The organism is Kluyvera sp. Awk 3, assembly GCF_028069715.1.
Classification (GTDB): domain Bacteria; phylum Pseudomonadota; class Gammaproteobacteria; order Enterobacterales; family Enterobacteriaceae; genus Kluyvera; species Kluyvera georgiana_A.
Genome location: NZ_JANEWH010000267.1, coordinates 1 through 1,607 on the forward strand (window position 1 = coordinate 1; position 1,607 = coordinate 1,607).

Sequence of the window (1,607 nt, forward strand, 5' to 3'; positions counted from 1 at the left end):
ATATTCATCCCTATCCCCTGCATATAAAAATCCTAAGCAATATTTTTATCAGGGTAAATCTTATCTGCCGAGTTCCGCCTGCGCGTGAGTCTGGCCGCCATAATCATTTATTAATATAAACTTCACTTTGCTAGCCGCTGATATTGACTGTCCTTTCTTATTCATTGGCCAGGTTACCGTTGTCTTTGGCGGGATCATGCTGGTCTGAAACGGTATGATTTGCGTGCCGGATACGAGAGAAGCACTAATGACAGAGGCATAATATCCAGACGTATTTTCTACAACCAGTCCCCAATGCCCATTATTTTCTTTTAAAGAGAAATGGATCTGTTGGGCAACACCATCCGGGTTACCAACAATATCTTTAGGTCGATAAAATATTTTTAAGCGATTACGCAGAATGACAGACATTTGATTCTGATTTCCCTTAATCGCATTTTTTGGAGGGATCTGCACTGAGTTAAGATAAAATAAGGACTCCCGATCCTTTGGTAAATCTTTACCCGTAAAGATCAGTCTGACAGACTGTCCGGTATGTGGCTCAATACGGAACAGTGCCGGAACCGACATAAAGGGCGCATCGGTAGTATCTGGCGTTGAAGCGGGATTGTTCACATCTGACCATACCTGCATTACATATGGAATATTGTCATTATTAGAAAACTGAAGTGTTTGAGATTGAGTATCTGCCGGATAAATAACCCTGGTATTCAGCATCACTACGCTAGCCATCACCGGTGAACAGAGCATCAGGATGCAAACCGGGATAAAAATAATAAGTCGGCAAAATGCTCTTGTAGTCATTTTAAATTACTCTTGGTAAAACCCCCTTCCGAGAGTTCGGAAGGGGTGACAGCATTACTGGTAAGAAATAGCGTACTGAACACTACCCAGTACAGAACCCGCCGTTGCAGTGCCTTCTGAGTAGTACTGCACGGCAAAATCGTGAGAGGCAGACGTGGCGTTTGCGACCAGATTTAAACCCGGTGCACCGGTCTGCCCTGTCAAATCAAGCGGAGTCGATGGCGTCGCCGGGTCGACCAGTTGTAAAGAGACATTTGTCGCGGAACCCGTATTTCCCATACGACCATTGCTGGTCAGGTTATTACCGACAAAAATAGTTTTAATCGCCGTATCGGAAGTTGAAGCCGTACATCCTGAAATATCAATTGTGAAATTAGTCGTGCCTGCCGTTGTTCCCGCTGTGGCTAAAGATGAGGCTGGAACCGTTGGCAATAAGACCAGAGGAGAAGACGCATTACCATTAACATTTACAGTACAGGTTTGATCGGCAACTTCACCCTGAAACTTAATAGTATTATCCGCATTTACGGTAGTAGACACAGTACCTAATACGGCGGCGGTGGTAAAAGCGACAGCTATCAATTTATTATTCATACTATTTATTCCTTAATAAAAAACTCAACGCTTATTTTAGCGAGTGACATCCGGGATGACTCATGTCATAAAACATTGGCCGTACGCTGCTCTTATACAAATATCACTAACCTGTAGAAGCATTACTATGAGTATACTTTTATCGCGTTTTCCTGAGTCTTACTGTTTCCCTGGTAAAATAACACACTTGCTAAACGGCAATTTATAGA

Annotated in this window: 2 protein-coding genes; both read right to left on the minus strand. The window is 43.1% G+C overall.

The window, feature by feature from the left end; translation table 11 throughout:
- Positions 1–60: 60 nt before the first annotated feature.
- Positions 61–804: a fimbrial biogenesis chaperone gene (locus NNN71_RS24510; RefSeq protein WP_271459571.1), complete on the minus strand. Its 744-nt coding sequence runs from the start codon at positions 802–804 to the stop codon at positions 61–63.
- A gap of 54 nt (positions 805–858) precedes the next feature.
- On the minus strand, positions 859–1,398 hold the full coding sequence (locus tag NNN71_RS24515; RefSeq protein ID WP_163448865.1) for a fimbrial protein: 540 nt from the start codon (positions 1,396–1,398) through the stop codon (positions 859–861).
- Positions 1,399–1,607: the final 209 nt, after the last annotated feature.

What these genes read in the sequence shown, in the direction of transcription:
- NNN71_RS24510 (WP_271459571.1), bottom strand. Translation starts at nt 804, where the DNA reads ATGACTACAAGAGCATTTTGCCGACTTATTATTTTTATCCCGGTTTGC.
- NNN71_RS24515 (WP_163448865.1), bottom strand. Translation starts at nt 1,398, where the DNA reads ATGAATAATAAATTGATAGCTGTCGCTTTTACCACCGCCGCCGTATTA.